The following is a 24678-nucleotide window of genomic DNA, read 5'->3' on the forward strand; positions in this document are numbered from 1 at the left end:
TACTCCCACAAAAAACGGCCCGCCGGGGCGCTGCTTGCAAAGCTGACGCGCTTGGCGGACCCATTTTGTTTCTTTGCTTACCCTGCGAGCATCACAGGCGTGCGCTCAGGACGCAGACGACCAGCGTAACGACGAAGAAAACAACGCCGCAAACCTTGGTCAGCTTAGCCAGCTTGGCGTCCACGCCGCGCTCACGGCCGGCAGCCATCGTAGCAGAGCTTTCGCCCATGATAGCGCCGGACAGGCCCTGACCCTTCTGCTCCTGTGCGAGGGTAAAGACGATGATCAACAGGGACACGACGACGAGGACGACGCCGAGAGCGATCTCATACCAGTTCATTGCTTAGCACTCCTTCTATTTCTATCCACGCCGCCATGGCGCGAAAAGTCTCATGCACCGTACAGTATAGCATAGTTTTCTGTGCGTTGCAAGCGCTTTTTTCGCGTTTTTAAAGCAATTCAGTTCTGAAAGGCAATTTTCTCCCCCTGCACCAGCGGATAGCGCACAAGCCGGGTGCCGTCCAGATCCTCACGGTGCATATCCACTGCCGTGATCTGGTGGTTGCCGTAGGTCGTGTAGTAGTAAATTCCCTTGTCGGCGTTGCAGCAGCTTGTATACAGCGTGATCTCATACTTGCCGCCGTCCAGTTCGCAGCAGCCGCGCTGCTGTTCGACCGCGTGCAGGATGTGGAAGAACTGCCCCACACTCTCGGTCTCGCTGTCACCGGATTTTGAGTTCATCTTGACAAATGCCGCCCGCACAAAGCGGGACTGGCTGGACAGATCCCCCGGCAGGCCCAGCCCGCCCAGCCCGCGGCTGTAGACCGGCAGGTCAAGGCCGCCCGCAAAGGCATTTTCGGGGGTACGGGGCGACAGCGCGCGGTAGTTGTTCAGCGCAAAAAGCTGCTGCGGGAAGGGCGGGTTGTTTGTCAGCACACCCACGGGGTTGTCGTAGATATGCAGCCCATCGGCGGTGGATTCCACCGTAATGCTGCCGGTCTTGTCGGCCACAAGCCAGTGCAGCTGGGCCAGCGGCAGCTGGTCACTGAACGGAATATTTACAATGTTGGCCTTCTCCAGCAGGGCGCGGGCCTCTGCCAGCGTTGCACAGCTGCCCAGCAGCCAGGGGATCAGCTCAAATTGGGTGATGTTGTTTTTACCGTCTGCCGCCGGGTGGTAGACGGCGTTGCCCACAAAGTTCAGCCCGGCAACGCCGAGGCCCTTTTCATTGATGGCATCGTAATACAGCGGGTACTCCCCTGCCACATAGGCCATGCCGATCATGGCATACCTTGTGCGGAAATCCCCCATGCAGCGCAGGGCAAACGGATAGCTGCGCGGCGTGACCGTGACTTCATCCCCATAGGAGAATTCATAGTCAAGATTGCGTCCGAAATAGAAATCTGCTGTCTTATAAGTTGCTGCGGTACACATGGCAAATGCCCCTTTCCTATTTCCTGATACGGCTAGTGTAGCACGCCGGGGCCGGATAATCCACCATAAATTGTAAACAATCCGGCCGGCAGCCGCTCTTACAGGCCGGCAACCGAGTCGATCGGCATCGACATAAAGATCCCCTGCGCCGCACTGTGCATACCGCAGCTTTCGCCCAAGGATTGCATAAGGGCCACCTTGTTGGCGGATTCCGTCAGAACCAGAACGATTTCCTTTTCATCCTGCACGCTCAGTCCCCAAAAGCCGGTCGCCTCCTCATTGCCGATGCGCCGGCTGCGGATGACGGTGCCGCCGGTGGCACCCGCCGCACGAACCGCCTTCATCACATCATCGCTGAAGCCGCTGTTCACGATCGCTGCAACCAGAGAGTGTTTCGTTTCAGACATACTGTTTTCTTCCTTTCCGCTGGTATTCAGAACATCCTTGCCTGCATCGTGGTCCAGAATACGCAAGATCATGTTGTTTGCACCGTTCAAAGGGATCGTAAAAGCAATGCCGGTGTTGGCTTTGTGCAGCTGCAATTCTGTGTAGAGCTTTTCCATCAAAATCGGGGACAAATGCTTCGGGACCATGCTGACCAGAACACTTTTGTCAATGCTGCCAAGGCCTAGCATATCCATGATCTCGCTGGAGGCCGTCCCCTCGGCATTAAAGCGGTATTGCAGCGGCAGCGCCCCTTTTTTGAACATCTCGGCTGCGTGCTCCGCCAGCTTCGGCGTTGTGATCAGCACCAGCAGCTGAAATGACACTTTCTTCGCATGCTCCATTTTAGTCGCCCTCCTCAAGATCAACGATCATGTCGCAGTCATCGGCGATTGCAGCCGGTACGGTCTGCGTCCGCTTGGCGGTTTTCAGCTTGTATACCAGCCCCATAAGCTGGATGGCGATCAGCGGCGTCAGGGCAACAAGCGCAACAACACCGAACGCATCGGTCATCAGGTTGCCGCCCAGCGCCTCACATACGCCGATGCTGAGCGGCAGCAAAAAGGTCGAGGTCATCGGGCCGCTGGCAACGCCGCCGGAGTCAAACGCAATACCGATAAAAATATCCGGCACCATACGGGACAGCACCAGCGCAATGATGTACCCGGGGATGACAAACCACTGGATGGATATGCCGGTCAGCACGCGCAGCATGGCCAGACCGACACTGGCTGCCACACCGATCTGCATACAGCGGTTCATCATTTTGACCGAGATGGCGCCGTTTGTGACGGCCTCCACCTGATGGTTCAGCACCTGAATGGCAGGCTCTGCCTTGACGATGTAGTAGCCGATCAGCGCACCGATGGGAACCAGAATCCAGCGGAACGACAGCCCTGCCAGCTCCTTGCCAAGGTAGGCGCCAACGGGTGCAAACCCGACATTGGCACCGCACAAAAACAGCACCAGCCCAATATAGGTGTAGCCAAAGCCGACGATGATGCGCTTGATTTGCAGCCCATGGTAGCGGTGGGTCAGCCATTGGAAAATCAAAAACACCCAGAGGATCGGCACCAGTGAAAGAAGCACCTCCCTGGCGTAGAGCGGCAGCCCCTGCGCAAACACCCGGGCAACATCCTGCGTGGTGACAACGGTGGCAACATCGGTAAGGGTGTAGGCCGCCTCGGTCGGCTTAAAGAAACAGCCGAGGATCAGCACCGCCAGAATCGGCCCCACGCTGGAAAGCGCCACCAGACCGAAACTGTCATTTGCCGCATTTTTATCGCTGCGCACCGAGGCCAGCCCGACACCCATAGCCATAATAAAAGGTACGGTCATCGGGCCGGTGGTGACGCCGCCGGAGTCGAAGGCCACTGCCAAGAACTCCTTGGGCACAAAAGCAGACACCAGAATGAGTGCCAGATAGCAAACGATCAGCAGCATCGACAGACTGATCTTATAGCGGATACGCACGATGGCCAGCGCCAGAAACAGCCCCACGCCAACAGCCACCGTCATGATCAACACCATGTTCGGCACAGACGGCACCTGCCCCGCAAGAACCTGCAGGTCCGGCTCCGACACGGTAATGATGACGCCCATGAGAAACCCTGTCAGCAGGACTGTAAGCAGTTTTTTCATTTTGGAGATCTGCACGCCAACGCCTTCGCCGAGCGGCGTCATCGCCATCTCTGCACCGAGCTGGAAAAAGCCCATGCCAACGATCAGCATCAGGGCGCCTGTCAGGAACATGACTACGCTTCCCAGCTCCATCGGGATCACAAAGATGCTGAGCATCAGGACGATCCCGGTGATCGGAAGCACGGCAGAGAGCGACTCTCTGATTTTTTCTTTCAGTTTTACATTCAATTCTACGCCCACCTTTCAACAGAGAGTTGTTTTTTGCACGGTGCCTTCGGTGGCGCCGCATTCCCCCAAAAGCACGTCATTTTGTATATTTGCGTGCTCACGCAAATATCATTACCTACATTTTACACTACAAACGCCCCCGCCGCAAGTTCTCTGCGGCAACTGTATTCATTCCGGGTTATCTGAATTGCCGCTCTGGTATCGGCGCATAAAAATTTCCCGGTAACGAAAGTGGAAATCACCGGGAGAAGGAGAAGCAAAAAGCGCTGCAAGCCCCAAAAAAGGCTTGCAGCGCTGCTTTTTGGCGTCCCAGAGAGGATTTGAACCTCCGGCCCCACGCTTAGGAGTAGACCCGATACGACATCGGGAAGTGGCATCTAATGCTTAAAAATGCTTGGAAATACAAGGTTTTTCAGCATTTCAAATCCCATCTGATACTACGCTGTGATAGCTAATTCAGAGGGATTTTACACCGTCCGATTGGCTCGAAATTAGCAAGTCTTTCGATTTTTGGTGGACGTTGCAAGTGCAAGTAAATGTCACTATGTAACTTCTCGTGATGCGAAATGATAGGAAATCCTATTCATTCTCGTGTGAGGGTGCGGGTGTCCTTAGACACAGATTTCAGTCTGTTTTATATATCATTTCAAAATGAATTTTTCAACCAGAATTATTAAGAATTTCAAAGGTTTTTCAGACTCAATGATTCTATGTAATTTAGACCCGCCGAAGCAGGTCTTTTTTTATTTCAGCATAATCTCTCTATCCTCAGCGCCGAGCATATAAGCACCCTTGGCAAAAGCATCCCTTGCAAGAAGCTCTGCTACATCAACCCTATCGAACAGCATCCATATTTCTTTCTCTTTCGGAGTCAGTTCATGGCTATGGTCAAACAAATGCTCAAGTCCCAATCCTTCAAGCAATGCCGACTTTGCTGCTTTGTATTCCTCAGCTCTGCCAACATATTCGTCGTTCCTTTCCTTGGAAAATGCCTCGATATTGTCAGCTCTCAGATGCTCGTAATACTCGTCCATAAAGATTCTATCCATACTCGTTGACCTCCATAACAAAAAAATAAGGGCAGACCCTTTTACAGCTATTGTAGCTATGTAAAAGGATCTGCCCTTGCAGTTACTATAATGTTTTTGCCAGCGACTTCAGGAGTGCTGCCATTTCCGGATTTTGCAGAAGCTTCAGAAGAAGTTCTTTATCATCAGCGGAGCTTTCCGTTGCGGCTGGTTGAACCGGCTCAGGCGTTGCCTGTCTGCCTGAGTAGAACGCAGCTTCCATTCTTTCAGCGTTCAGTCTGCGGTCATCGTCGATGATATGGGAGTAAACATCCGCTACCATCTTGACCTGTGCATGACCGGAATCGCCTTGAACGGATTTCATATCGCCGCCGTTCAGCTTCAGCTTGTAAGTGATACTGGAATGTCGGAGACTATGGAAAACCACTTTCGGCAGTCCCTTCTCCTCAATCAGCTTATTGAAAGCACGGTTGATAACCTGCCCCTCAATCGGCTTGCCATTGGAAGAACAGAAAACCAGATTGAAGTCTACGAACTCGTCACCGAAAAGGTCTTTCAGTTCTTCGATGTCAGCCTTTCGCTGTACCAACATTTCCGCTACGGTTTTCGGTAAGAACACCTTGCGGACACTTGTTTTGGTCTTAGGAGTTTTGAGAACCAATGCGGTATGCGTACTGGCGAAGGTCGGTGGGAACTTGAACATGATGTCCTTACCGTCCAGATCTGCCATCGCTTCACGATTTACTCTCTGCAACTCCTTTTCAACGAAGATGCTTGCCTGACCAAGTTCAATACTGGTGGGGGAAATGTCAATACAGTCCCAGGTAAGCCCCAGAAGCTCGCCCATTCGCAGGGAACAGGAGAAGGCAAGGTTAATAGCCAGACGAAGAATATCATCGTCACAGGCTTCCAGAGCCTTCTGGAGCACTTCTGCTGTCCAGATATCCCTGGTCTTGTGTTCTTCTTTCGGCAGCGTAGCGTGCTCCACAGGGTTTCTGGTCATCAATTCCCACTTGACCGCTTGATTGAAAGCATTTCGCAATGTCTTGTGAACCTCTCGGACAGTATGCGGAGTCAGATATTCTGTACGGGCTTTTACATACTTAGAAGAAACCGCTTTGACAGAAAGCAAATCTCGGTAATACTTGTCCATGATTCTCGGCGTGACATCCTCCAGCTTCATATCACCGATGAGGGGACGAATATAGTTTGCAATCAGGCTCTTTCTGCTTTCATAGGTAGACATCGCCCAGGTGTTCACACCATAGATTGACATATACTCATCCAAAAGATCATTGACGGTTTTAGCAGAAGGGGGAATAAAGGTTCCGGACTCCTGCTCATATTCAACCTGCAACTTCCTTTTCTTTGCTTCGGCATTCGTTTCAAAGGTTTCCCACTTCTGACGCTTGTTGCCGTTCTCATCGGTGTATGTATAAACCACAGAATACTTCTTTTTTCTCTTAACGATAGATGCCATGTAATCAGCTCCTTTCCTGTCTATCTTCCGCTAACTGGTAGCGGGTCTGATTGTGATACCATTTTTCAAAGCTCTCTTTGGTAGCTCGCTTATACCTGCCAACCTTGATAAGCTCAAAATCTTCATTGGCAACGATATAGTAAATGGTCTGACGATGTACCCCAAGCATTCTTGCCATTTCCGGCAGACCGTAGGTGGATGCCATAATATCTGCATCCAGTTCCTGATCCTCTACCGTGCGGTAATCGGTTTGAGAAGCATACCATCTTTCAAAGCTCTCCTTTGTCACTCTGCGCTTGCCCAGGACATCGACCACATCAAAATGCCCTTTGGCAACCAGTTCGTAAGCAGTCGCTTCTTTCAGCCCAAGGCGCTGTCCAAGCTCCTCCATTGAATATGTAGTTTTCTTCAATTCCTCGCCGGGAGGGGTTCCATCGACCTTCTGGTATTTGAACTGATTGGCATACCATTCTTCAAAGCTGTCGATCATCACCCTCATGGTGTTGCCGACAAGAATGGTTTTGAAGTAATTCTTCTTAATGAGCCAGTATGACTCCGTTTTACCAAGACCGAGCATCCTGCCCATTTCCAGAACAGACATACTCGTGCGTTTTCTCATTTCCGCCATCGTACAACCTCCTATGTAAAAAATGTAGCCATGTGTTTCTTGTCATGGCTACATTTTATCGAACTCTCAATATGTTTTGAAGTTTGTCGCCGGGTTGTACGACGCCCTTGACAAATCTTACATTTGATGATCCAACCACTCATCAAAACTCTTTTTGGAGATTCTGATACTGCCACCGATGCGGACGCTATGGAAAACTTTCTTTTTCACAAGGTTGTATGCGCTGGTTCTGCTGATGCCCAGAATATCCTGAATCTCATCAACCGTATAGGTTCTCTTATCAAACTGAACTGCGTTAGCAGCCATCGCTTCTTCGGTGCGCTGATTCATGGCAGCGATTCTTTCTTCAAACATTTATGTTCACTCCTTCGCTCTCTTTGCTTTATGTTTTGGGGAACGCTTTTTCAGCTGTTCCATTGCCAGGCTGACAGATAAGGCTTTCTCAATCGCTACCATTTCACGGGGCGTTACCTTACCTAAGTAATTATCAATCCTGCTTTTATCAATGGTACGAATCTGTTCCAGCTGAACAACGGACGCTTCTTTGAATGCAGGATTGTCGTAAATAACAAAGTGCGTCGGCATATTCGCTTTCTTATGGATTCTGGTGGTGACCGTTGCCACAATCAATGTGGGAGCGTGTTTATTACCGGTATCGTTCTGAATGACGATAACCGGACGGATGCCGCCTTGTTCCGACCCAACTACCGGGTCCAGCTTGGCGCAATAAATATCACCACGGCAATATACCCAATTTTCTTTCATCATGTGCCATGACCTCCTTTCGTTGGCTATGTAATAACTGACTGCCAGAAAGGAATCAGGCAGTCAGTCCAAAAGTCTATGTGTCCCATATTTGCCACGCACCCCTGGGAAAGAGGGCTTACGCCCTCAGGGAATCACCGAACGACTGATTGCGAATCAGTTCCATAGGAATCTAACCTCTGCCGGGTTCTCCGCCAGCTCCGTAGAGAAGTATCTTTAATCCTGTTGCTTTCATGGCCGTATTGGGAGCAACCCAATATTTACAAGCCAGTATTGATCGCTGGCATCGGGAGAGAGACAAGCGCTTAATTTATAGAAGAAAGTCGTTCTGTTTCTCTATCCGATACGTCTCGGCGTACCGCTGATGTGGCTGATGCTCTCGCACCGGCAACAGGAACGTATTCGATGACTGTGTATTCAGTTTTCAAGGATCAAGCAGCCGATTTTCTTTGGCTGTATCTAAATTGTACCTGTTCCTCATGCAAGTTTTTATTGCCTCGTAGGTATAGTTTTGAGGTTATTCACGACCTAAAAATATGTAATCAAGGGTTGTCTCAAAGCGCACAACCAGTTCGATTGCCAAATCAATAGAGATACCTCTGTTGCCGGTTTCAATTCGTGCAATGGTGTTTGCGGCAACACCTAACTGCTCCGCAAGCTGTTCCTGTGTAAGCCCATGTTCCTTTCTCAAGGCTTTAATTCTTTTTCCGCTTTCAACCAAGTCGTAATACATTTTCGTTCCTCCGTGTTTTTGAATTTGTGAAGTTGCAAAATCAAAAACAGCGGGAGGAGATCGTGCCCGATTCTCAATACCCTTTGCCATCTGCCTGTCCTCCTTGCAGGCATAAAAAAAGAGCCGGAGTAAATTACTCCAAGCTCTCGTTCATGCCTTTGTGTTAATTATGGGGGAAAATAGGCAGGTATAAAAAAAGCCCCGTACCCATTACAGGCACGAGGCGTAACTCTCTCTATTCAATTTTATGCCGCTATCTCCCAGCATAGCCATTTTAACACTGGACAAGTCGGACTTTCAGTAGGGGAACCGTCGTATTTTCATCGGATTTTAGTCGGACTAAAATCCTGTCTTAGCATTCACAATAACACAATGCTTCTTCCTCCCGGGCACTTTCCAGGAAATCTTTCAATTTAGGAATGGCTGTTCCCCAAAGTGACAGACCAAATAACAGTATCGCTTCTTTCTTTCGGTCATAGTAGGTGCTGCGTTCCATATTCAAAACCTCCAGCATTTCTGATTCCCTGTACTTGAAGCGGTTGAGATATGCCTTTGAGATAATCTCACAGTACAGAGCGCCTTTATCTGGATATTCTCTGATTTTCAACATAGCCATATCTACCAGTTCAATGATCCACTTTGTCTCAAATAAGCTGCGAATGCGTTCTTCAAATCGTTCTCTCGCTTCATCCGGAGCAAAGTTCTCCAGATAAATCAATGCACCATCTAAGCTGTCACCGTAAGTACAAATAAGGGTATCACATACATCATTCGCACGATCAATGGTAGACCAGCACACCTCTCGATATATGGATAAAATCAGCTTTGCTCTTTCATACAGAACCTTCTCGTCAATGTTCTGCATCCGGCAAAGCATTCGAATACTGCTTAATACCTGTGTATTATATCTGCTCATTCAGAATCTCCTTTCAGCCTAATCCATAAAATAAGAATTCCTTTCTAACTCCTGTCACTTGGCTAAAGGGAAACAAATACCATGGGACAAGAATGACTATAACTTCCGATATTTGATTAAAATAACAGAAGTGAAATCGGAAGTTCTTGACTTTATAAAAGTTCCGATATATAATTAAGTGGAATTAAAACTTCTGTTATGATTCTTATTATAGCATTTTCCAGAAGTTTGTCAACAAATAATCGGAAGTTACGAATAAATATTTTTGAAAGGAAGGATACTACCATGACATTTGGAGAAAAAATTAAAGAAGCTCGTTTGGCTATGAACCTATCTCAAACGGAGCTTGCCCAGATGACCGGCATTTCCGAAAGATCCCTTTACACCTATGAGCAGCTCGGAACACTCCCCAGAAAAAGCAACATCAGAAAACTTGCTGAAGCACTGCATATCTCTGTGTCCTATCTTTTGGACGAATCTGAAACGGATAGCCAGAGCCATATAGATCAGGATATGTTTATTTTAGAGGCAAAGGAAAACTTCGGTTCAAAAGGAGCAAAAGAAGCTCAGGAAGTGTTGGGTCGTGTAAATTCTCTGTTTGCCGGTGGAGAATTGGACGAGGACGCAAAAGATGTATTCTTCCAGGCGATTATGTCAGTTTATATGGACTCTAAGAAAACAGCACGGGAAAAGTACACTCCGAAGAAATACAGAAAGCATAAAGATAAAGAGTAAAATCCTCAAGCACAGAATATGTTTTCTGTGTGCGATTCGGAGGTGAAGCAAATGAAAACGGCAGAGCATATCATTGAAACTGTCGATAAGCTTGAATGCGGAAATGGCAGCTTCTCGCATAACAGCCATAGCAAGGGTAGGGGTCATAACACGACCAACATTCAGGGTCTGCCCGTAAAGGGTCGAAAAAAGTCGAGTAGCGTTAATACCAACAATCCAGTCGGCTCGTTCTCGACACAGTGCTGCTTCATACAAAGCATCATATTCCGTTCCAGACCTGAGATTTTCAAAGCCCTCCTTGATTGCTACATCTTCCATCGAGGAAATCCAAAGCCGCTCAAACGGCTTTCTGCACCCGGCTTTGTGGTACACCAACCGAAAGATCAGCTCGCCCTCACGACCGGCATCTGTTGCACACACAAGACTCGCAACATCTTCTCTGGCCATGAGCTTTTTCAGAATCCCAAACTGTTTTTTCGTACCGGCAGAAACCTCATACTGCCAGTCCATCGGGAAGATAGGAAGGTCTGCATAAGCCCATTTGCTGTACTTCGCATCATAGACTTCCGGCTGTGCCAGCTCCACCAAATGCCCTACACACCAGCTGACCACATATCCGTTTCCCTCTAAGTAGCCATCCTCACGCTTGGCAGCACCTAACACTTTGGCAATACTCTGTGCAACCGAAGGCTTTTCAGCCAAAACTAATTTCATTTGCATCTGCTCCTTTCACAAAAAAATAAGCAGCCACACACCGTAGTGCATGACTGCTATGTAAAAAGTTCGGAAAGGATTTTTGCAACCTGATACAATTTTCTGTTCTACAATCTCCGTCATAATAAAAATATCTCCATCATTTCAAAAGAGAATGACGGAGATATTTCACCTTGCTTATTCTTGTAGCAACCAATCGGCTATATCGTGAATTTCGATTCCTTCATAGCTATATTGGGGATGTTTGGTTCTGGCAATAATCATTTTCGGATAAGCGTCTCGAATCTGAAGCAGAGGAGAGCATTCTCTCTCAAATGTTTCCTGCCCGGAAATGTTGTCGCTGACCTGAATATAAATCTTTTCGCTACCTCTCTGAGCAACAAAGTCGATTTCCTTTTGATAGAGCTTGCCGACATAGACATCATATCCACGGCGAAGAAGCTCGATACAAACAACGTTTTCATATACTCTGCCATAGTCTATATTTCTGCTTCCCAGTATTGCATATCGAATACCGCTGTCACACAAATAGAACTTTTCAGAGCTTTCAAGGTATTTCTTACCTCGGATGTCATATCTCTTAATATCATAAAATACAAAAGCATTGCACAAATACTTAATGTACTTGCCGACGGTTACATGATTGGTTGGAGTCTCATTTGCTGTCAGTAGCTGACTGACCTTATTCGGAGAAGTCAGGTTGCTGATATTATCCATAAGGAACTCGCTCAGACGTTGTAAAACCAAAGTGTCCGGGAGAGTATATTTCTGTACCAAATCCCTTGTAACAATCGTTTCGTAGACCTCTTTGATATAGTTTGTTCTGTCTTTTTCGGTTCTATAAGCATAGGAACCTGCTAAACCGCCCTTGATAGCGTACTCATCAAAGAGCTTATCTTTGTCACTAATATCATCATAATACTGGCAATATTCCTGGAAGCTGAAAGGAAACACATGAATTTCAATATAGCGTCCGGTAAACAGAGTTGCCAGATCTGCACTCAACAGGAAAGCATTAGAGCCTGTTACATAGATGTCGTATTTTCCCTTAGAGTACAGGCTATTGATTGCCAACTCAAACTTGGGACACATCTGAACCTCGTCTACAAACAGGTAGTTCGTTTTTCCTTCCTGATAATGTTCTTCCACATAGGCGTGTAAGGCATGGTATTCCTTGATTTCTTCATACGCCAAATCCATGAAGTCGATGAAGATAATATTGATGTTTTCAAAATTGCTTTTCAGATACGCAATATACGCCTGCATCAATTTGGACTTACCAGATCGACGAATGCCCGTGATGATCTTGATGTCAGGAGTACCATTCAGTTCAATGATTCTATCGAGATATTTTGCTCTCGTGATTGTTTTCATATAGTCACCCGCTTTCAAAAATTGAAGTTTTTTCATTTCTCGAAACCGCTTCGCTGTACTTATTATACTGTCTGCTAATAGTATATGCAAGATGTCACTTTCAAAAACGCAAATTTTTTTATTTTTTGAAAGCGGAAACTATGTAAAGGCAACCCGAAGGCTGCCCCAGGCATCAAGCCTATCCTGTTTACACAGGTTCATTATCATCTTCATCGACGGAGCTATCTTCATCGTCGTCCTCAAACTCCGGATCGTACCCATAGTCCTCGTCATCGTCCACATAATCAGCATCTGGGTCAGGCTTTGCCGCTTCCTGTGCCTTCTTCTTTTCCTGGACTTTCTTAAATACGAAGAATCCACCACCACAGGCAAGCACAATCAGAGTAAGAATCGCCGGGAGCATATTTGTGGATTTCGGCTTTTCCTCCGGTGTCGGTTCTGTAATTTCAGGAACTGTTTCAACTACTTCCGGCTTTGTTTCCTCAACCGGCTTGGTGAACTCTGCAACTTCTTCCTCGTCCATCAGCTTGAGCAGGTCGGCTTCATCCACCTGATTCAGAAAATGCACGGTTTCCTCGCCCTTATCATCACGGTCAATGATGATATAGAAGTAGTTTCCGTTTTTGGTTACAGCGGTAATGAACTGCTTTCCGCTTTTCGTAGGCGAGCCAGCGTCATCAACCAAAGTCAGATTGCCGTCGGGAGTAAGCGGTAGCATCGGCTCCTCCGGCTCTGTTTCGGGAACTTTTTCTTCGACCGCAGGTTCTTCAGTCGCTACGCTTTCATCTACATAGGCAAATGCCGTTGTAGAAAACACGCCAAAACACATTGCACACGCCAGCAATGCGGCTCCAATTTTCTTAAATCTCATTCTGCGTTTCCTCCTCATTCATAGTATTGATCGTATCAGGCTTCGGAGCCATATCCGCAGCAAACATACGGAGCAGCTCGGAAAGCTGTTCGGGATTCAGGTTCGCAGCATGAACCATCTCATGGATTTCGGAATTTTCCTCCTCACGGTATCTGCGTTCCAGGTCTTTCACCTTAGCATCCCATTCTGCCCGTTTCTTACGGGCTTTTTCAAGGTCTGCACCTATTCTGTCTAACTTGGCACTCAATCGCCATCCCTCCTTTAGTTTCTGATTCTGCCGAAGCAGTAAAAATGCTGTTGCCAGTAATTCGATTCGATAGAAGCGTAGGAAATGGGGTTTCCGCAGTGGATCATCATACCATTGCCAACATAGATACCAACGTGTGATGCACCGGAGGTATCATAAGTGCCTTGGAAGAAAATCAAATCTCCCGGTTTGGCAGAGCTTTTCGGGATAATGTCGCATACGCCCATCAAACCGTTTGCGGTCAAACGACCAACACTCCAACCGTTTCCGCAGTGATTGATTACATAGGAAACAAATCCGGAGCAGTCAAAGGAGGTAGACGGGCTGCTGCCGCCCCACACATACGGGTATCCCAGATATTTTTCAGCTTCCCGAATCATATTGGCAAATCTTGTGTCTGTCAGCGCTTCGCCCGGAATATCATAATCGGTGTACTCGCCGCCAGGGGTGGCGTAAATGTCATTTCCGAAAATATCCGGTCTGTTGCCCCTTGTCTGAAGCAAAATTCTATATCGCTCCATATCATCTTCCGACAAGCCGGAATTTGAAATCACACTGTTCAAGCCCTTATTTCTGAGCTTCACATTCAGAATATAATATTCGTAATCTTCTTCCTCTGTTGTTGTCTCTCCCGTTTCGGGATCAGTAGAAGATGTTGTTCGTGTACGAATCTCTACTACTTCCGTCAGGGTCAGCTCATATTGTTGCTCAAATAGCCATTGCAGGGTAGCCTGCACCTCATCTCTGGTGTAATCCTCAAACTTCACCGTCAAATACGCCGCCAGCTCATAAGGATTGTGGTTGATTTCATCAAGGTCATACCGGTACTCGTCATATCCGCTATGAGTACGCTCGATATTATTGATTTTATTGCGGAGCGCAGCTTCCAAAGCCTTGTAATCATTGTCCGCACCAATAATATCTTCCTCTTTTGCAGTAAAAGAAGTTCCCAGAATGATCTGTGTGCCGCCTTGGAACATAGCCGAACAAGACGAGAACATCCCTGAGAGTATCATAAAAAGCAGTCCGGCAATCAAAACAAACAGAATCGTTTTAGAGTGTGTGGTGCAGAACTCCGTTACTCTTTCTGTGATGTTCTTGGCTCCCTGAGCTGCTTTGCCCGTTGCCTTGCCTGCACCCTTAGATGCAGAAGCCGTTGTCGAAGCGGTATTCTTACCGGCTTTGGCGGCAGCATATTCTTTCTTGATTGCCCTTTTCTGTTGCCAACGGGAAAAGGGATTGGAACCGGCATCGGGGTTGTCCTTTTTGAACTTCTCATACAGGGCATTTACATTTGCTTTATCTGACTTCTCAACCAGCTTTTCCGCCTTGTCGTAGGCTTTCAGCTTGTGACTGTAAACGGCATGATCGACGGTATAGACAGTGGATTCAACAGCCTTGGTCGTTTCCTGCACAGCCTGAACGCCGATATTATCATCCTCATATTCTGACACCGCCCGATGTGCTTTGGATGTGAGCGTGACTGCGGCACCACGGCTTGCCATGTGCTTTGCCACAGATGGGCGCTCGATTTCCGTAAACTCCGCTTTTTCAAAACGGAGCTTTGCTTTACGGGAACCGGCTGCATCTGTTTCCAGCTTTAGCTTCGGCTTTGCCTTTTTAGAAGCCAATTTGTCTGCCGCTTTTTCAGCCCTATCAACCGCCTTATCTGCACGGTCGGCAGCTTTCTTCACATGAGAATCTGCAAGGTCATCTTCGGTAAAACGGAGTCGTGTAGGTCTTTTCGCCATACATTACGCCTCCTTTTCCTGTGCCACCTCGTTTAACTTCGTGGTCATAATGCGATACAGTTCCAGATCTGTCGGGAATCGGTCAATGAACGGCAGAATCACATTGCCATAGAACAGAAGTCCTTCGCCCTCACCGGAGTTGGTTACATAGGACAGCTGATGCGGCGAAATGTTCAACCGCTGTGCCAGAATACTTCGGTCATCGCTTGCCTGATTCAGCATATAGATGAAATCAGAGTTTTCGAGGATGTTGGCAATCTCCGGGGAACGAAGCAGGTCTTTGACATTCTGAGTAATACCGGTCGGCAAGCCGCCCCATTTACGGAATCGCTTCCAGATTTCTACGGAATAGGTTGCCGTCTGTTCTTCCTTCAGAAGCAGATGGAACTCGTCAATATAATATCTGGTCGATTTACCGGCAGAACGGTTGGCAGTTACACGCCCCCAGACCTGATCCTGAACGATCAGCATACCGATTTTTTTCAGCTGATTGCCCAGCTCCTTAATGTCGAAGCACACCAGACGATTCTGAATATCCACATTGGTTCTGTTGTTAAACAGTTTCAGAGAACCCTTAACATAGATTTCCAAGGCGGTCGCTACATGGTGGGCTTCCTTTTCGTCCTGTTTCAGAAGGGCATCATACAAATCCTCAAGGATCGGCATATTCTCAGGGGCAGGATTGTCGAAATATCTCTGGTAAATCTGATGCACACAACGGTCGATAACCGTCTTTTCGATAGGCTGCAAGCCATCCTTACTGCCCATAATCAACTCACAGAGGGACAGGATAAAATCAGCTTTCAGTGCTACCGGGTTGTCATCCTCAGAGTAGTTCAGGTTGATGTCCATAGGGTTGATATAGTTGGTACTGGAGGAGCTGATTTTTACCACCTGACCATTGAACTTGTGAACCAGAGCCGCATATTCCGCTTCGGGGTCGCAGATGATAATATCGTCATCCGTAACCAGGAACGCATTGGTGATTTCACGCTTTGCGGAAAAGGATTTACCGGAACCGGGAGTACCCAGAATCAGTCCGTTGGGGTTCTTGAGCTTCTTTCTGTCCACCATGATAAGGTTGTTCGACAGAGCATTCAGCCCGTAATAGAGCGTTTCTCCACCATTCTGGAACAGCTCCTGCGTGGTGAAAGGCACAAAAATAGCCGTGGAACTGGTAGTCAGGCCACGACGAATCTCAATCAGGTTTTGTGCCAAAGGCAGGCTGCTCATCAGTCCGGATTCCTGCTGAAAATCCAAACGACGCAGATTGCAGTTATGCTTCTGGGCGATGCTCTGTGCCTGGAACACATTGTTCTCCAGTTCCTGCTCGGTGCGCCCGGTGTTCAGCACCAGAAATGTCACCATGAACATTCGCTCATTCTGGCTCTGCAATTCTTTCAGAAGTGACTTCGCATCTTTACCATAGGTAGCAAGGTCAGATGGGATAATGTCCATGTCATAGCCAGAACGCACAGCCTTTTTCTGTTCCTCGATTTTGGAACGGTCAAGCTCGGTGATGATTCTCTTGATGGTCTTAATCGCCGCAGTCTGGTCAACCGACTGGATGTGCATGGTCACGATCTGCGTGGATTCCATATCCAGAAAATCCGCCAGCATACGATCAGACAGGTCTGATGCCGTAATTGCCAGATAAGACATCGAACCGAAGATACTGCCCATCTGGAAGGTGCGGTTGGTCTTAAAGGCAAACGCCGTCGGAGCAATGAAGTCCTTTACGGACAGCCCGGATTCCACAAGATACTTCCAATCGAAGAAGAACTTATCATTATCACCCATGTGGAACATAGAGTGCATCAGATGCAGCCGCTCTTTGCCGTTCATGGTAGTGGCAATGACACCCAAACGCCGAAAGTTATTGAGCAGATCGTTTTCGATATGGTTGAGTCTCGGCTTTGCCTGCCGCATGGATTCGGCTTCAATGCCGAATGTCAGGTACTTGGTTTTGGTCAAGCCGTTGTTGCCCTGCGCCAACTGCTTTTTCAGCATCTGGCTATACTCGGCACGGACGGGATTGAAGCTGTCCTTCTTGAACGGGATACGGATACTCTTTTCAAAGCTTTCAGCATCGGTACTCAGGTTCATAAAGGAAAGCTCAAAGTGAATGGAGCTGTCAAAGAAATTCAGGAAACTGCACCACTCATCGAAGATGGCAGTCTTATCTTCCTGCTGTGCCAGCTGATAGTTGATGTCCTGAAACTGAATGGTCTTGGTGTAATAACTGTCAGTGACACGGCAGATGCCATCCGGGAACATTCTCTGAAAGGGAATGGACTGCTGTGCAGTCTGCGGAATACCGTTGTCCTTCTTTGCCCGTTCCACAACAGCTTTAATTTCTCGCTGCTGCTTCCGATTCAGATTTGCAGGCATTTTGATGTTTCTTGCCTGTGGCTTCTTTTTGAAAAACAATTCGTTCAACCTCCTTTTCCAGTTTGTACTGACGCATCAAAGCGTCATAATAGTTGTCCGTCTGATAAGGGCGAACCTTGGGACGAACGAATTTGGTCTGAATGAAGTGTTCTACAACCACTTCCAACGGCTGACTATCCTTTTCATACATTGCCAGAAAGAACAACGGTAACATGACGATCATCATGGACAGTGCTGCAAGGCTCACATTTCCGGTTGCTTTGACCAGAAAGAAAATCGGCACTCCGATGAGCGCCGCCGCACCAAAGCAAAGTAACTGCCGTTTCGTCAGATTGAAGAACACTTTTGTTTTTACCCTCGTCAGGTCACGAGGTACGGGAATATACGCTGCCAAACAATTTCCTCCTTCCCTTAGTGAGCGCTGAATACACCCTTCGCAAGCGAACCAGTCTTAAACAGGGTGAAGCACAAAAGGACGGTGTAGCCCATAACACCCCAGATAGAACCGATGATGTCATCACTGAATGCGATAGACTGAATCAGCACCGCATAAATGCCCACGCAGATCATAATCAGGAATCCCTGGAATCCGATTGCAAACAGCGAACGCAGATAATTCTGTCCGATATTGCTCTGTTCTCTGTTTCCAAAAGTGGAAAGCGGAATCGGGGCAAGGCTGACCATCAGATAAATTTCAATCATTCGACCGTAGACGATCACAAAGATGATGATTGCCAAAGCGGACATCGTGACCTGCACGATAAAGGATTGCAGGAACAAGCCGAGCAAAGGACCCAAATCCATTGCCATCAGCGTTTCTTCCATTGTTTCCAATGCCGAAGCATCTATGGCAGTATTTCCGGATATGATACCGGCGCTTGCGTTTATAACGTGCTGTGTCACATCAAACACAGCCATCGTGATATTGAATGTGTTTGTGATTAACATGACCGCAACAAAAGTCTTGAACACCCATTTGAAGAAGATCCAGGTTTCAAAATTTGCCAGATTGTTGTGGTCAATAATCATCTGAATTAGCTCATAACAGGCAATGAAGGTCAGAATCAAGCCTGCGATTGGGATAATCACTGACTCGGAGATGTTTCGTACCATGGCAAAGACACCCGGCGAAAAATTCGCCGGGGTCATGCCAACGGAGGTTGCTATCTCGCCAACCTGGTTGTTGACGGACTCAAACATCCCCGACAGATTTCCCATAATAGCTGAAACGAGCATTTCTTTCAGCCAGTCTGTGATCTGTTGGAGTATGCTGTCCAAAGGCGATTACCTCCTTGTTTTGTGATTAACCGAACAGTCCGGAGAGCAGAGGTACAAGGGTGGTGCCGATGAGGGCAACACCGCCGCCAGCCATGAGCTGTTTTATACCCAATTAGGTGTAAAACTCTGCTCGATGGCGGGCGGCGGCGTACAAAAAATCTATATGGTGTTTTTAAGAGAACCGTCCCGGCGGGACAGGTCAGGCAGTGACCTGTTCCACCTCTGGGATGGGTTTGAGATTAAAATGAATTTCGATAGAAATGTGTCTTGTTTTATCTTCGTCAATGCGCTCATGCACGACGATTTCTTTGATTAAGCGGTTGAGGGTGGCTACGTCCAGCTCTGTGATATTGGCGTATTCCTGAATGGCTTCCACCCATTGTTTTGCGTCATTGGCAAGCTGGACTTCATCGGACAGCCGCTTTCTGCCCTCGGACACTTTTGCTTTAAGCTCCGCTTGCTCGGTCTGTGTCTTTTCCAGCATGGTGTTGAAATTCTGTTCACTGATACGCCCTGCAATCATATCCTCATAAAGCCGCATTACCATTTTGTCCAGAACCTCAATCCGTTCCTCGTCCCTTGTGAGGGAGCGTTCCATTGCTTCCCGCTGTTCCCGCTGCTCGGCTTCACAGGTATTGGTCAAGCGGTCGGCAACCGCTTCCCCGTCCATCAGGGCGGCTCTGGCACATTCCCGGATTTTCCGCAGCACATGGCTGTAAAGGGTGTCATAATCAATCCGGTGCTGGGTGCAGTGGTTCTTTCCAAAGGCATTGTAGGTTTTGCAGGAGTAAATCTGCTGGGGATGTTTTGCGTTTGTGTAGCGTATCGTCAGTGACTTCCCACACTCACCGCATTTTATCAGTCCGGCAAACAGGCTGATTTCATTGGTCTGCCCCGGACGCTGGCGGGATTTCAGCTTGTTCTGCACAATGTCAAAGCTCATGCTGTCAATCAGCGGTTCATGCTGTCCCTCCACCACAATCCAGTCCTCCGGCTTCTTTTCCCCAATCGTGCCGATTTTGAAACGGTAGTCCTTTTTCTGGGAAGCAATCGCCCCGGTGTAGACGGGATTCATCAAAAGGTCTTTGATAACGGAGAAGTCCCACATATACCGCCCGTTTTCCGGGTCTTTCTTTTCCCATTTGGTGCGGGTATTGCGAAGCCCCCGTTCCCGGTTCCACCATGTGGGGCAGGGGATTTTTTCTTCCTCCAGCCGTCTGCGGATATAGTTCGGACCATGACCGTTTAGGGCATATCCGAAAATCAGCCGCACAATCGGGGCGGTTTCCTCGTCAATGAGCAGATGGTTTTTGTCCTCCGGGTCTTTCCGATACCCGAACGGGGCAAGACACCCGGTAAACTGTCCTTTCTGCGCTTTCAGAAGATAAGAGGAATGGACTTTCTTGGAAATATCCTTGCTGTACATCTCGTTCAGGATATTCTTGAACGGGGCAATATCGTTGTTATCACGCAGGGTGTCGATACCGTCATTCATGGCGATATAGCGGACACCGTTTCTTGGGAAAAAGTCCTCAATCAAATGCCCGGTTTGCAGATAGTTACGCCCCAGTCGGCTGAGGTCTTTCGTGATGACAAGGTTGATTTGCCTGCGCTCAATGGCTCTCAACATTCTCTGTAAATCAGGACGCTCCATATTAAGACCTGTGAAGCCATCGTCCTGATAGACTGCCACAACCTCCCATCCCTGCTTTTCGCAGTATTTTTCCAGCATATCACGCTGGTTTGCGATACTGGCACTTTCGCCTTGCAGGTCATCGTCCTTTGACAGCCTGCAATAGACCGCTGCACGATACCCTCCGGCAAGTGCCGAACCGATTGTTCTGTATTCCATTTCGTTCATCATAGCCATTTACCCACACAATCCAGACGGTATCTGGCTCTTTTGAACCTCATCTTCATTATAGCTCATATCTTTCCTTTTAGCAAGATATTCTTTCGTATTTGTCTTACCGTATTTCTGGGAAATCAGGCTGACGAACACATCGGTTGCGTCCAGTTCCCCGTCAAATACCGTTGTAACATGAATCTCTGTTTTGTTTTTTGCCATAGGCAGTTATCCTCCATACATGAAAATAGCCAGACAGAGGGTGTCGGCAACGAAGTCCGGCAACGGGCTTCAAAAGACCTTGCAAACAATCTCAATCTGGCGATGGTTACTATTTATACTTTTCTTTTATTTTTCTGTTGTTTTGGTTGTTATAAGGGAGAAAAGCCCGCAGTTATGGGGTTTTCCCCGGCAACCGGCTCGGCAACGGGATAGCAACAGGGGATGCAACGGGCTGTCATTTTCAGAATGGAAGCTCCATCTGTTCTGTGACCTCCACAAAACCGTCCATCGTTTTTTCAGACGGGTTGCCGGAGTCCGTTGCCGGGTTTTCACGCTCCCAGCCCTTTTGTCTGCCATATTCGGAAAACATTCTTGGGTTTGGGAAGTACCGCCAGCCGGAAATGCACTGGTTCATAATCTCGTTGATTTCCCGGATTTCCCATTGCTTCGGCTCGTCAAAGACATGGTTCAAGGCTTCCTTGTAGAGCTGCTTGGAGCAGACCATGCTCCCGGTGTACTTATCAAGATACGCCTGTATCATCCCGGCTTTGGTGTCCTCCGGCATAAAATCCCTCTGGTGTTCTTTGAGATACCGCTGCATGGCGGGGCTGAAAGCCAGCTTGAACCTGCCGCTTCGGTAAATCTCCATCGCTTCCGCCCACATCTGCTCGATATAGGCTCTGGAAGCAGCTTCGTCCTCTAAAATGTGAACCTCGGCTTGCTCCGGGTACACCATGACGGGGATAAAGCGGCGGTTGCCGGAACGGTCAAGGGGCAGGAAGTCAAGGGCATTGGAAGTGCCGCCAAACACGCACTGACGGGGGCGGTCTGCCGGGTGGGTTTCATAGGGTATCTTGTAAACCTCTTTCTGCCGGCTTAAAAATGACTTGATTTCCTCAATGCTCTTGGCGTTTGCGGTTGCCATCATTTCCGACATTTCGATAATCCAGTGACCTTGCAGCTTGCGGTACACATTGTCATCGTCCAACTTCCGCAAATCATCGGAGAACCACTCGTCCCGGACTGCCAGCAGACGGAAGAAGGTGGACTTGCCAGCCCCCTGACCGCCTACCAGACAGAGCATGATTTCAAACTTGCATCCGGGCTGAAAGGCTCGTGAGATTGCACCCAGCAGGAATAGCTTCAACGCTTCATAGGTGTAATCGTCTGCGTCAGCCCCCAAAAAGTGCCGCAGGCAGAAGCGGATTCGCTCTGTCCCATCCCACACAAGGGTATTGAGATAATCCCGGATGGGATGGTACTTGTTTTCATTCGCCACAATCCCGATGGCGTTATCAATCTTTTTCTCATTGGTAAGCCCGTAGGTTTCTTCCAGATAGAGAAGCAGATACTTCATGTCCGTATCGTTTAAGGCGGTGCTTTCCCTGTGGAAACCGATGGGCTTTATGATGTCTTTGCGGTCGGTCAGGATGTTGTAGGCGATAGCCCCGGAAAGCAGCGGGTCACGCTGGAATACAGTCAGGCAGTTTCGTATGCTCTGACGGACACCGCCTTTCTCGGTAGTTTCCAGCCCCGCCTTGATTTCCTCAATGCTCTGGGGCGGCTGCATGGCGTTTATGGTGTTTTTTAGTTCTTGCTGCGTCTGCGGCTGCAAGCTCTGCCATTCGCTGTTCAAGCTGTATCACATCCTTTCCGTAGTCCGTAATCAAAGCCGCTTTTTCCTCGGTTTCCCCGAACAGCAGCACATCCAGCAGATATTCCACATGGGCTTGCTTCTGTAAGGCTTCCACAAACCGGGGATGAAAGGCTTCCTCCGGGGAGTGTGGGGCATAATCTTTTCTCCATTCCCGGAGTAGGTGGAGATAATCGGCAAGGATACGGAAGCAGCGGTTCTTTGCTTCCTGAAACTGTTCCTCCGGGGATTTCTGCCGGGGCTTGGGCTTTTTTGCCTTTCCCGGCGGTTTCCAGTCCTCATAGGAAAGCCCGAAGTCCTGTGCCAGTTGTACGGCGGCTTCTTTCTTTCCCAGCCCATACAGGGCGGCGGCAAAATCAATCACATCCCCATCTGCACCGCAGCCGAAGCAGTGATAACGCCGATCCAGCTTCATGCTTGGGGTTTTATCGTTATGGAACGGGCAGCAAGCCATCCCGTTCCGACCTATATGGATTCCATAATGCTCCGCAGCCTGTCTTGTTGTGACGGACTGCTTCACAGTTTCAAATACATTCAAATCTATCCCTCCTTGAAAAAAAGAAAAGCACCTGACATTCTCAATCTGAAAATGGCAAGTGCCTGTTAAAGTTCCATATCCTGTTGTTTGTGTTTTGTCTGCACCGGGGCAGTTCTTTGTGCTTTTTTCTCGTCAGCCTTATCCTGCAAGACTTCTTTGATAGGCTGTTTCTTGGGCGGCTCTTTGCTTTCCTCTGTGCCGGGGGTGGCTTTCCGTACCCAGTAACGGATATCCCGCAGCTTCTTCAAATCCTCCTGTACCTCGGTCAGCGGTGTTTTCAGGGCTGCAATTTCTTCCAGAAGCGTTTCCTGCTCCTCTTGCAGCTCCTTTTGGGTACTGTCCTTATCGTCCGGGTGCTTGGCAAGGTAGGCGGCGGCTTTCTCATACCGGGCAACCTCCGGGTGTTCCTGTTTGAATTTTTCCTTTGTTTTCTTAAAAAATATCTTCTGGTACTTCTCATAGACAGCCTTACATTCTTTGCAGTCTGTCCGGCTGGCAAGAATCCCGTCAATCACTTTGCTGCGGGCTTCCTTTGGCTTCATCTGACTGCGGTAATCTGCGGCTGATTTCCCGGAAGATTCCAGAAATACTTCTAAGTCCTCCACAGTAGAAAGCCCCTTTTGACGGAGATAGGACAGGGCTTCGCTGACTGCCTTTAAGTCCTGTGAAGTCCCCCGGTTCTGTCCAGCCCTTGTCCAGTCCTTCCGTTCTTCCTTTCGTATCTCCATATACTTCATCAGCAGATTGGGAAGAAGTGTCGCTTCCTCCGCCGCCTTTTGTGCAAGCAGTTCTTTTCGTTTTTCTCCCAGCTCGGTAATCCAGCCTTTGAGGTTTTGGATAAGCTGCCGGATGGACTTCATCAGGCGGTTGGCGGCTCTGATTTCCCGGTTCAGGTTTCCGATATTCGTCTGGATACCACGCTTTTCCATCTGCCGGACAGCAGCCCCCTCATGGACAGTGGGGACAATATCAAGCCCCTGTCTGGCATAGGAACGCAAGTCCACACGCTCCGGACGGTCATTGGCTTCCAGATAGCGGTTCTGGATGACCTCCCATTCATGCCGCCAGATTTCGCAATACTTCTGGTCGTTCCAATCCACCGTATCCTCCTTGTGGCTTTTCCATCTGCCGGACGGAAGTTTTATCCGTTCCCCGTTTTCGTCAAGGTCATAAACCTTGCGGCTCTTGGGAAGCCATTTTCCATGTTCGTCCATTGCCCTCATAGTGAGCATGACATGGGCGTGGGGATTGTGTCCCGGCGGATGGGGGTCATGGATTGCAAAATCAGCAATCATGCCTTTGGAAACAAACTGCTGCTCACAAAACTCCCGGACAAGGACAGCATACTGGTCGGGTGGTATCTCTCTTGGGATGGTAAGCACCCACCGCCTTGCAAGCTGGGAGTTCCATTGCTTTTCCACCGCTTCGGCGGCGTTCCATAAGGTATTGCGGTCTGCATACGACCGTGGGGCGTTTGCCGGGAGCAGAATTTCATTGTGGACAATACCACGCTTTTCCGGGTAGTGCTTCACTTGCTGGTCGTATTCACAGAACAGCTTTTCGCCGCTTTGGTAAGCAGCGGCGGCAACCGCAGACTGCCGCTGGCTGCGCTGAACAATCGTGATTTCGTTGTGTGGGCAGGGCATTTCGTGTCCCTCCTTTCGGTAATTGGTGGATGAGGTGGCGTTTTACCACCCCACCTTGGGCAGAAAAAAAGCAGGAGACCTTTTCAGATTTCCTGCTTGGTGTGCCACTGTGTA

General features: G+C 48.5%; 24 protein-coding genes and 2 pseudogenes. 1 reads left to right on the forward strand and 25 read right to left on the reverse strand.

The annotated features are described in order from the left end of the window. Positions 1 to 91: 91 nt before the first annotated feature. The 11 genes from secG to OGM67_05065 form a co-directional block, all read right to left on the reverse strand. Positions 92 to 340 (reverse strand): preprotein translocase subunit SecG, encoded by a 249-nt coding sequence (secG, locus tag OGM67_05015; protein ID UYJ35681.1) that lies wholly within the window; start codon positions 338 to 340, stop codon positions 92 to 94. 119 nt (positions 341 to 459) lie between these two features. Further along, positions 460 to 1434, reverse strand: coding sequence for a choloylglycine hydrolase (bsh, locus tag OGM67_05020; protein ID UYJ35682.1), 975 nt, complete (start codon positions 1432 to 1434; stop codon positions 460 to 462). Positions 1435 to 1532: 98 nt separating this feature from the next. Then, complete coding sequence (locus tag OGM67_05025) at positions 1533 to 2222, reverse strand: hypothetical protein (GenBank protein ID UYJ35683.1); 690 nt, start codon at positions 2220 to 2222, stop codon at positions 1533 to 1535. Between the two features lies 1 nt (position 2223). Further along, positions 2224 to 3747, reverse strand: coding sequence for a DUF1538 domain-containing protein (locus OGM67_05030; GenBank protein ID UYJ35684.1), 1524 nt, complete (start codon positions 3745 to 3747; stop codon positions 2224 to 2226). Between the two features lie 743 nt (positions 3748 to 4490). Beyond that, on the reverse strand, positions 4491 to 4796 hold the full coding sequence (locus tag OGM67_05035; protein UYJ35685.1) for a hypothetical protein: 306 nt from the start codon (positions 4794 to 4796) through the stop codon (positions 4491 to 4493). An 85-nt stretch (positions 4797 to 4881) separates the two neighbouring features. Further along, positions 4882 to 6255 carry a site-specific integrase gene (locus OGM67_05040; protein UYJ35686.1) on the reverse strand — a complete coding sequence of 458 codons (1374 nt, stop codon included), beginning with the start codon at positions 6253 to 6255 and terminating at the stop codon, positions 4882 to 4884. A gap of 4 nt (positions 6256 to 6259) precedes the next feature. Beyond that, positions 6260 to 6883 (reverse strand): helix-turn-helix domain-containing protein, encoded by a 624-nt coding sequence (locus tag OGM67_05045; protein ID UYJ35687.1) that lies wholly within the window; start codon positions 6881 to 6883, stop codon positions 6260 to 6262. Between the two features lie 117 nt (positions 6884 to 7000). Then, positions 7001 to 7237 (reverse strand): helix-turn-helix domain-containing protein, encoded by a 237-nt coding sequence (locus OGM67_05050; GenBank protein UYJ35688.1) that lies wholly within the window; start codon positions 7235 to 7237, stop codon positions 7001 to 7003. A gap of 6 nt (positions 7238 to 7243) precedes the next feature. Further along, positions 7244 to 7651 (reverse strand): type II toxin-antitoxin system PemK/MazF family toxin, encoded by a 408-nt coding sequence (locus OGM67_05055; protein UYJ35689.1) that lies wholly within the window; start codon positions 7649 to 7651, stop codon positions 7244 to 7246. Between the two features lie 514 nt (positions 7652 to 8165). Then, positions 8166 to 8471, reverse strand: coding sequence for a helix-turn-helix domain-containing protein (locus OGM67_05060; GenBank protein ID UYJ35690.1), 306 nt, complete (start codon positions 8469 to 8471; stop codon positions 8166 to 8168). Positions 8472 to 8733: 262 nt separating this feature from the next. Then, positions 8734 to 9297, reverse strand: a complete 564-nt coding sequence (locus OGM67_05065) for a hypothetical protein (protein UYJ35691.1) — start codon at positions 9295 to 9297, stop codon at positions 8734 to 8736. Between the two features lie 285 nt (positions 9298 to 9582). Between OGM67_05065 and OGM67_05070 the strand changes: the two genes are divergently transcribed. After that, positions 9583 to 10032: a helix-turn-helix domain-containing protein gene (locus OGM67_05070; GenBank protein ID UYJ35692.1), complete on the forward strand. Its 450-nt coding sequence runs from the start codon at positions 9583 to 9585 to the stop codon at positions 10030 to 10032. Between the two features lie 90 nt (positions 10033 to 10122). On the opposite strand, the pseudogene OGM67_05075 reads toward OGM67_05070, so the two are convergent. From OGM67_05075 to OGM67_05140, 14 genes and pseudogenes are all read right to left on the reverse strand, one after another. Continuing rightward, positions 10123 to 10746: pseudogene (locus OGM67_05075) on the reverse strand (DNA topoisomerase). Between the two features lie 177 nt (positions 10747 to 10923). Then, the gene (locus tag OGM67_05080) at positions 10924 to 12156 is read right to left on the reverse strand and encodes an ATP-binding protein (protein ID UYJ35693.1); all 1233 of its coding nucleotides are present in this window, start codon (positions 12154 to 12156) and stop codon (positions 10924 to 10926) included. Positions 12157 to 12307: 151 nt separating this feature from the next. Next, positions 12308 to 12991, reverse strand: coding sequence for a DUF4366 domain-containing protein (locus tag OGM67_05085; protein UYJ35694.1), 684 nt, complete (start codon positions 12989 to 12991; stop codon positions 12308 to 12310). Further along, positions 12981 to 13238 (reverse strand): DUF4315 family protein, encoded by a 258-nt coding sequence (locus OGM67_05090; protein ID UYJ35695.1) that lies wholly within the window; start codon positions 13236 to 13238, stop codon positions 12981 to 12983. The genes OGM67_05085 and OGM67_05090 overlap by 11 nt, the downstream gene beginning before the upstream one ends. Before the next feature lie 14 nt (positions 13239 to 13252). Next, positions 13253 to 14989 carry a C40 family peptidase gene (locus OGM67_05095; protein ID UYJ35696.1) on the reverse strand — a complete coding sequence of 579 codons (1737 nt, stop codon included), beginning with the start codon at positions 14987 to 14989 and terminating at the stop codon, positions 13253 to 13255. A gap of 3 nt (positions 14990 to 14992) precedes the next feature. Further along, positions 14993 to 17380: an ATP-binding protein gene (locus OGM67_05100; GenBank protein ID UYJ35697.1), complete on the reverse strand. Its 2388-nt coding sequence runs from the start codon at positions 17378 to 17380 to the stop codon at positions 14993 to 14995. Beyond that, positions 17340 to 17774: a PrgI family protein gene (locus OGM67_05105; protein ID UYJ35698.1), complete on the reverse strand. Its 435-nt coding sequence runs from the start codon at positions 17772 to 17774 to the stop codon at positions 17340 to 17342. The genes OGM67_05100 and OGM67_05105 overlap by 41 nt, the downstream gene beginning before the upstream one ends. Before the next feature lie 17 nt (positions 17775 to 17791). After that, the gene (locus OGM67_05110; GenBank protein UYJ35699.1) at positions 17792 to 18658 is read right to left on the reverse strand and encodes a CD0415/CD1112 family protein; all 867 of its coding nucleotides are present in this window, start codon (positions 18656 to 18658) and stop codon (positions 17792 to 17794) included. Between the two features lie 25 nt (positions 18659 to 18683). After that, positions 18684 to 18767, reverse strand: a pseudogene (locus OGM67_05115) (Maff2 family protein). Positions 18768 to 18857: 90 nt separating this feature from the next. After that, positions 18858 to 20528, reverse strand: a complete 1671-nt coding sequence (locus tag OGM67_05120; GenBank protein ID UYJ35700.1) for a recombinase family protein — start codon at positions 20526 to 20528, stop codon at positions 18858 to 18860. After that, positions 20529 to 20726, reverse strand: coding sequence for a hypothetical protein (locus OGM67_05125; GenBank protein UYJ35701.1), 198 nt, complete (start codon positions 20724 to 20726; stop codon positions 20529 to 20531). Positions 20727 to 20967: 241 nt separating this feature from the next. Next, positions 20968 to 22296: a virulence-associated E family protein gene (locus OGM67_05130; protein ID UYJ35702.1), complete on the reverse strand. Its 1329-nt coding sequence runs from the start codon at positions 22294 to 22296 to the stop codon at positions 20968 to 20970. Then, positions 22274 to 22918, reverse strand: coding sequence for a CHC2 zinc finger domain-containing protein (locus OGM67_05135; GenBank protein UYJ35703.1), 645 nt, complete (start codon positions 22916 to 22918; stop codon positions 22274 to 22276). The genes OGM67_05130 and OGM67_05135 overlap by 23 nt, the downstream gene beginning before the upstream one ends. 65 nt (positions 22919 to 22983) lie before the next feature. After that, complete coding sequence (locus OGM67_05140; protein ID UYJ35704.1) at positions 22984 to 24564, reverse strand: MobA/MobL family protein; 1581 nt, start codon at positions 24562 to 24564, stop codon at positions 22984 to 22986. Positions 24565 to 24678 lie beyond the last annotated feature (114 nt).

The organism is Oscillospiraceae bacterium (assembly GCA_025757985.1).
In the GTDB taxonomy this organism is placed as follows: Bacteria; Bacillota; Clostridia; order Oscillospirales; family Ruminococcaceae; genus Gemmiger.